This is a genomic window from Methylobrevis pamukkalensis, from assembly GCF_001720135.1.
Classification (GTDB): Bacteria; Pseudomonadota; Alphaproteobacteria; order Rhizobiales; family Pleomorphomonadaceae; genus Methylobrevis; species Methylobrevis pamukkalensis.
Genome location: NZ_MCRJ01000165.1, coordinates 1 through 6,483, shown reverse-complemented (window position 1 = coordinate 6,483; position 6,483 = coordinate 1). Strand labels below are relative to the sequence as shown.

General features: G+C 69.2%; 9 protein-coding genes and 1 pseudogene. 4 read left to right on the top strand and 6 right to left on the bottom strand.

Annotated elements, in window-relative coordinates; translation table 11 throughout:
• Window positions 1–138: 138 nt before the first annotated feature.
• Genes A6302_RS18825 through A6302_RS25915 form a run of 3 tightly spaced genes read left to right on the top strand, consistent with a single transcriptional unit; the run spans window position 139 to window position 1,114 of the window.
• Window positions 139–600: a hypothetical protein gene (locus A6302_RS18825; RefSeq protein WP_069308323.1), complete on the top strand. Its 462-nt coding sequence runs from the start codon at window positions 139–141 to the stop codon at window positions 598–600.
• Window positions 597–785 carry a hypothetical protein gene (locus tag A6302_RS22440; protein WP_069308322.1) on the top strand — a complete coding sequence of 63 codons (189 nt, stop codon included), beginning with the start codon at window positions 597–599 and terminating at the stop codon, window positions 783–785. The genes A6302_RS18825 and A6302_RS22440 overlap by 4 nt, the downstream gene beginning before the upstream one ends.
• Window positions 782–1,114 (top strand): hypothetical protein, encoded by a 333-nt coding sequence (locus A6302_RS25915; RefSeq protein ID WP_069308321.1) that lies wholly within the window; start codon window positions 782–784, stop codon window positions 1,112–1,114. The genes A6302_RS22440 and A6302_RS25915 overlap by 4 nt, the downstream gene beginning before the upstream one ends.
• Here A6302_RS25915 and A6302_RS18810 read toward each other — a convergent pair.
• From A6302_RS18810 to A6302_RS23695, 6 genes and pseudogenes are all read right to left on the bottom strand, one after another.
• Window positions 1,053–1,373 (bottom strand): SDR family NAD(P)-dependent oxidoreductase, encoded by a 321-nt coding sequence (locus A6302_RS18810; protein ID WP_069308320.1) that lies wholly within the window; start codon window positions 1,371–1,373, stop codon window positions 1,053–1,055. The two genes, A6302_RS25915 and A6302_RS18810, sit on opposite strands and share 62 nt — an antisense overlap.
• 20 nt (window positions 1,374–1,393) lie before the next feature.
• Window positions 1,394–2,053, bottom strand: a complete 660-nt coding sequence (locus tag A6302_RS18805) for a class I SAM-dependent methyltransferase (protein WP_069308319.1) — start codon at window positions 2,051–2,053, stop codon at window positions 1,394–1,396.
• A 1-nt stretch (window position 2,054) separates the two neighbouring features.
• Window positions 2,055–2,483 carry a DUF2147 domain-containing protein gene (locus A6302_RS18800; RefSeq protein ID WP_245294147.1) on the bottom strand — a complete coding sequence of 143 codons (429 nt, stop codon included), beginning with the start codon at window positions 2,481–2,483 and terminating at the stop codon, window positions 2,055–2,057.
• A gap of 91 nt (window positions 2,484–2,574) precedes the next feature.
• A complete protein-coding gene (locus A6302_RS23705) occupies window positions 2,575–4,137 on the bottom strand; it encodes a xanthine dehydrogenase family protein molybdopterin-binding subunit (protein WP_141703940.1) in 1,563 nt (520 codons plus the stop codon).
• 77 nt (window positions 4,138–4,214) lie between these two features.
• Complete coding sequence (locus A6302_RS23700) at window positions 4,215–4,862, bottom strand: molybdopterin cofactor-binding domain-containing protein (protein ID WP_069308316.1); 648 nt, start codon at window positions 4,860–4,862, stop codon at window positions 4,215–4,217.
• A gap of 29 nt (window positions 4,863–4,891) precedes the next feature.
• Window positions 4,892–5,338, bottom strand: a pseudogene (locus A6302_RS23695) ((2Fe-2S)-binding protein); the annotation flags it as partial.
• A 131-nt stretch (window positions 5,339–5,469) separates the two neighbouring features.
• Between A6302_RS23695 and A6302_RS18780 the strand changes: the two are divergent.
• Complete coding sequence (locus A6302_RS18780) at window positions 5,470–6,126, top strand: TetR/AcrR family transcriptional regulator (RefSeq protein ID WP_069308314.1); 657 nt, start codon at window positions 5,470–5,472, stop codon at window positions 6,124–6,126.
• Window positions 6,127–6,483 lie beyond the last annotated feature (357 nt).

The window sequence follows — 6,483 nt, the reverse complement described above, 5'->3', positions numbered from 1 at the left end:
TCACCACGCATTCCACTAAAGCCGACGGACACCCAGGCTTCAAATAGAATTAAAGTGATCGGATTGAAGTCTATTCTCATGCGTCGCTATCTGTGTCGAGCAGAGCCGTATTTATAGGTCATGAGGGTCGACGATCCAATGGAAATTCGCAAGTTCATCTATCTCGTTGCCTTCCTCGTCCTCGCCTCCGGGATCGCCGGCGCGCATCATGGGGTGATGGGGCTCTACGACACCAGTACGCCCATCGTTCTGGAGGGTCGCGTGACGCGGGCGACCTTCTCGCCGCCCCATCCCGTCGTCGTCGTCGCGGTCGAGCGGCCGACGACCACCGATCTCGGGGCGGGCCGGCCTGACGAGTTCACCGGTCCGCCCGTCGTCCGCCCGGAGGACGTCGGTGTCGAGCGGACGGTGGAGTTGTCGCCGGTCCAGACCTTCTATGCGCTGTGGAGCCGGATCAAGGTCGGCAATCGGGTAACGATCCTCGCGCTCCGCAACTGCCGGGATCCGCACGAGCTGCGCAGTTCGTGGATCCGCCTCGAGGACGGGACGGTGGTCTCCTACGACCGCGGCCTGCACCGGAAGACGGACGGTTGCCCGTGATCGACGTCGCCTGGATCGAAGCGACGGCCCTGGCCCGGGCGTTGGCGGCAGCGCCGATGCTCTACGCGGCGGCGTCGACGGTCCATCTGATCGGCATCGCGACGCTCGTCGGGTCGATCCTCGCCGTCGACCTCCGCCTGCTCGGCCTCCTCGCGCCCGGATGGATGCGGCCCTTCCGACGATGATCCGCATTGCGCTCGCCGGCTTCGCCGTCGCGGCGGCCTCGGGAGCTGCGCTCGCGTCCGTCCGGATCTCGGACTACGTCGGCAACCCGCCCTTCCTGGCGAAGCTCGCCATCATCGCCGCGGCGGGCGCCAATGCAGGTCTGCTGCGGATTGTCGCCGAACGGGTTGACGGCTTCGAGCTGCAGGTCGGCACCAACCATCTCGGGCATTTCGCCCTCACGGCGGGCCTGATACCGCTCCTGAAGCAGGGGCAGACGGCGCGCATCGTCAGCGCCGGCAGCGTCGCGGAACGCGGCGGTCCGGCGGGGTCATTACGCCGGCGTTGTTGATGAGAATATCGAGCTGCTGTTCCGTCCGGACCAGTTCCGTGGTGAAGTCGGCGATCGAAGCGAGGTCGTCGAGATCGACACCGCCGAAGCGGACATGGGCTTCGGGCACCCTCTGATTGATCGACGCGATCGCGGCGGCGCCCTTGTCCGGATCGCGCCCCGCGACGATCACATCCGCTCCGGCGGTGGCGAGGGCGGCCTCGAGTCCCAGACCGCCCGTACCGGTGACGAGCGCCCACCGCCCGGGGAGCGAGGGCATGGCCTGTGTTGTCCACCTGCTCATTTCGGCGCTCCTGTGGCAGGTCCGGTGAGGGGCGACCGCGAGATCGTCGGGTCCCGCTCGATCCGGTAGACGGAGGCGGGCGGGAGGTTGGCCCAGGTCCCGCCCGTTCGATTGGCCTTCAGTCCAAGCCGGGCGAGGATAGCCGGCGGCACCGGGCAGGTCGGGCCGTAGGTGAACTGGAATAGAGCACCGTCCGGCCGCATGCAGGCGATGGCGCCCTTCAGGATGGCGATCACCGTGCGCGGGCGCATGGAGAGGAGGCCGAGGCCGCTGATCGTCGCTCCGGCTTTCGTACCGGGGAAAAGCGCGGACGGATCGAGACGAGCAGCGTCGGCCTCGACCACCCCGGCGCGTGGGAAGCGCGCGCGGAGGAGGCTAGCGAAGGCGGCGTCCATCTCGACCAACGTCAGGTCGGTCTCGTCGATCCCGCGATCGAGGAGGGCGGCGGTGAACACGCCGGTCCCCGGGCCGAGTTCAAGGATCGGTCCGGAGGCGGGAGTTATGTCCCGCGTGATCAGCCGGGCAAGGCTCCGGCCCGACGGCGCGATGGCGGCGACGCGCAAGGGGGCTTGGAGCCACGACCGCGCGAAGCGGAGGTGGTCGCCGGCAGTTCCTGGCGTCGGATCCCGGCGGCGGTGGACGGTGCAGCGGATCATGTCAGTCGGCCTGGCGCTGGAACACGATCGTCCGTCCGAGGAGCGGCGTCCCGCGGTAGGCGCGGAGGTTTAGGGCCTCGCCATCCATGGTGACCCGTGCCGAGGCGGTGGCGCCCGTGGAGGCCTGGTAAAGCACGCCATCTTCCCAACTCTGGTCGCCCGCGTCGAAAGTCAACTCCGAGACGAAGTCGACGTCGGCGAGCGAGCGGGAGCGCAACGACGGGTCGGGGTTCTTCTCGTCGGTCTTCAGCGTCCGGCCGTCGGCTTCCACCACCAGCGCGCCGTACACGAAGCGCGCCGCATAGGTGTCGCCGGCATCGTAGACGCGGATCACCAGGTTGCCGTCCGAGGTGGCCCAGGTGCCGAGGATGGCGTCGGACGGGGCGCTTTCGGCCATCGCGGCGCCGATCCCGACAGCGAACAGCACCATTGCGGCCACGAAAGGTCGGGCTCTACGGTTAACGGTCATGAAACGTCCTCAAGAGGTTCGGAGAGAAGGGGCAGAACGGCCTAGCGACAAATCACGTATCGCTCGCAAGGCCGGCGACGGTGACGTCCAGCGGCAGGCTGCGGAGACGGCGACCGGTGGCGGCGTGGATGGCGTTGGCGAGGGCCGCGGCGGTCGGCACCACGCCGGGCTCGCCGACGCCGCACGGCGGCAGCGGGCTGTCGACGAGCGCCACCTCGATGTCCGGCGCGGTGGCGAGCCGCAGCATCGGATAGTCGGTGAAGTTGCTCTCCACTACCGCGCCCTGTTCGAAGCTGATCCGACTGAGGAGTGCCGTGGTCAGCGCGAAGAGGATGCCACCTTCGATCTGCGCCACCACCTGGTCGGGGTTCAGGATCAGCCCGGCGTCGAGGGCGCAGACCACGCGGTCGACACGGATCCCGCGCTCACCGAGGGCCGTCACCTCGACCACCTGGGCGACGACGCTGCGGTAGCACTCCTCGATCGCGATGCCGCGACCTCGGCCCGGCGGGAGCGGCCGTGCCCAGTCGGCGACCTCGGCGGCACGGTCGAGCACGGCGCGGTGACGCGGGCTGTCCCGGAGAAGATTCCGGCGATAGGCGAGCGGATCCGTCCCGGCGGCCAGCGCGCATTCGTCGACGAAGCTCTCGGAGAAGAAGGTGTTGAAGGAGAAGCCGTTGGACCGCCAGAAGTGGATCGGGACGTGGCTCGGCACTTGCTGGCTCCGCATTCGGCGGTACGGGATGGAATAGTGCCGCTTGTCGAGGCCTTCCACCGTCAGGAACTCGCCGTCGGGACCCGGGGTGACCGGGAAGTTCCGTCCGGCGATGGAGTGGAAGGCCGCCTGCGCCGCCACCCGCGCGTCGTAGGCAACGGGCAGGCCGTCCGGCCCGAGCGCTGCGGCGAGGCGGGCGGCGGCGTGGCTGCGGTAGAGCCCGCGGCCGATGTCCTCCTCCCGTGACCATATCAGCTTGACCGGCCGGCCGCGGTGGCGGGCGGCGAGGAAGGCCGCCTCGGCGATCACGTCCCGGTCCGAGCGCCGCCCGAAGGCACCCCCGGCCATGGTGACGTGGGGAACCACTCTGGTGGGCGTCACCCCCGCCCAGCCCATGCCTTGGGTCGCACCGCCGCGCATCGCAACCGGCGTCTGCGACGACGCCCAGACCTCGGCCGTCCCGTCGGCGAGGAGGAGGGCCGTGGCGTTGATCGGCTCCATGCAGGCGTGGGTGACGAAGGGGACGTCGTAGTCGGCTTCGACCACCTTCGCCTGCGGCGCGGAGAGGGCGGCGTCGACGTTGCCTTCATCGATGTGGCCGTAAGGCTCCGCGCTCTCCAGACCAGCCAGAAGATCGTCCCTCAGGGCGGCGCTGTCCACGGCCGCGGCATCGGTCCGGGACCATGCGATCTCGAGATCCGCCGCCGCCCGTTCGGCCCGCCACCAGCTCGCTGCCACCACCGCGACGGCGCGTCCGTCGATCACCGCGACGTCGATGACGCCCGGGAGCGCCCGCACCGCGGCCTCGTTGGCGACACGGGCGACGGTCGCTCCGAATACCGGGGCGTGGCGGACGGCGGCGTAGAGGAGGTTCGGCGGCGCGACGTCGATGCCGAACACCGGCGCGCCGCGAATTTTGGTTGGGAGATCCAGCCGCGGCTGGGATCGGCCGATCAGCCGCCACTCGGACCGCGGCTTCAACGCCGGTGCCTCGGGCGGAGCCAGCAGCGCCGCGTCGCGGGCGAGTTCGCCATAGGCGAGGCTCCGCCGCTGGCGTCGTGGTGGACGCGGCCGTCGGCTGTCCGAAGGTCGGCGCGTGGTACGCCGAGGCGGACGGCTGCCGCCTCGGCCAGCATGGCTCGCGCGGCGGCGCCAGCCACCCGCATCGGGTGCCAGAGGGACATGGTCGACGCCGACGCGCCGGTGGCGATGAAGCCGAGTTCGCCGAGGAGCCGTCGGCCGAGCCAGACCACCGGGCCGGACGCTTCCTCCGGCCGCACCTGCAGCATGTTGAACCAGCTGGAATAGGCCGGGTGGGCCTCGGTGGGGAAGACCACCGTGACACGGTCGTCGAGGAGAAGGTCCATCTCCTCGGCCACCAGCATGGCGAGGCCGGTGTGGATACCCTGGCCAAGCTCGGCCCGGGGCACGTTGACGACGACGCGGCCGTCGGGATGGACGACGACGAAGGCGTTGAGGTGGGCGTCCTCGCCGTCGAGGGAGCCCGCGAGGCCGTCGACGTCGACGGTGGCGAGATAACCGACGCCGGCGACGGCGGTGACGAGGGCGGTTCCGGCGACGGCAGCGCCGGTGAGGAGGAGACCGCGGCGGGTGACGAGGGGCATGGCGGCTCCTTATTCGACCGACAGGACGGCGCCGTGCGGTGGATCGCCCGGCGGATGCGGGGATAGGTGCCGCAGCGGCAGATGTTGGTGATCGCCGCGTCGATCTGGGCGTCGGTGGGGGAGGGGGTCTCGACGAGGAGCACGGTGATCGCCACCAGGAAGCCCGGCTGGCAGTAGCCGCATTGCGGCACCTGCGCGTCGAGCCAGGTTTGCTGGAGCACCGAGAGCCGTCCGTCCTCGCCAGCGAGGCCTTCGACGGTGACGATGCTGGCACCGCCGAGGTCCTCGGCGCGAACCTGGCAGGAGGGCATCGCGACGCCGTCGACCGCGACGGTGCACGCGCCACATTCGGCAATGCCGCAGCCGTATTTGGTGCCGAGGAGGCCGAGATCCTCACGAAGCACCCAGAGCAGGGGCTTGTCAGCCGCGTCCTCTGGCACCGCTACGACCCGTCCGTTGACCGTGAAGTCCACCATGGGCCTGTCCTTTCGTCAGCACCGCTTGCTCCGTGAGCAATTCAGAATATACTATACCGTATAGTATACATCGAAGGGGTGTCAATCCGATTGGCGACGACGCATACGGACTTGTGATAGGGACTTGATCGATGAAGACCGTGAAGGACCTCCCTCTCCCCGCCCGCATCCTGCGCGCCGCCTTCATCACCTTCGGTGAGCGCGGGTTCGATAAGGCGTCCATGGACGAGGTGGCCGACGTCGCCGGCACGACCAAACGGACGGTCTACGCCCACTTCACCAACAAGGAGACGCTGTTCCGCGCCTCGATCGGCCAGGCGACCGAGTGGTTCCTCGCCGAGCTTCCGGTGCTCGATCCGGCCGGAGACCCGGAGGCCGAACTGACCCGTTTTGCCAGCCGGTTCAGTGATCTCTCCACCTGGATCGGCCCGGTGCGCCTGCAGCGCGTGGTGATCGCCGAAGCCGAGCGCCTGTCGGACCTCGCGGAGACGCTGCACCGACAGGTGATCGGCGGCGCCGAGGAACGCATCGCGGCGTTCCTCACGGCTCGTGGCCTCATCAATCCGGCGACCCAGGCGGACGGAAGTGAACTCCGGGCCCCCCAGGCGGCGCGGCTGTTCCTGAACATGACCACAGGGCCAAGAAGGTTCGCCACGCTTATGGAGGCACTTCGACCGGAAACGCAGCACCCCAACGTGACCGGCTTCGGCAACGACGATGACTGGGTCCGCTTCGCCGTCCGCTTCTTCCTACATGGTCTAACGGAGCCGAGATCGTTCCCGGACTGACGGCGCCCCCGCCGAGGGGCATACGCGGGGTATGGTCTCGTTCCTGCTTCACTCCGGCCGCGACCAACTCCTGCTCACGGCGGAGAGGCGTATGGGGTCACTGGTCGTGACCCGCATGCCCGCTCGGGCGGCCGAGGCGGTAGTCGCGGTTGTGGGTCCGCGCCCACCCGGCTCCGGTGCCGCGATCCAGAGCGGCGAGGCGCAGATCGCGCGGGCGTTGAAAGGCGCTTGAGCCAAGTGGACCAGGCCTCGGCTCGGAAGCATCTCGGGCAGACGGTCAGCTACCGGGCTACGGCGTGAAGCTGGGCGTGCGCGCGATTCTGGAGGTCGACCGCAGCCGCGACGGTCCTCCAATGG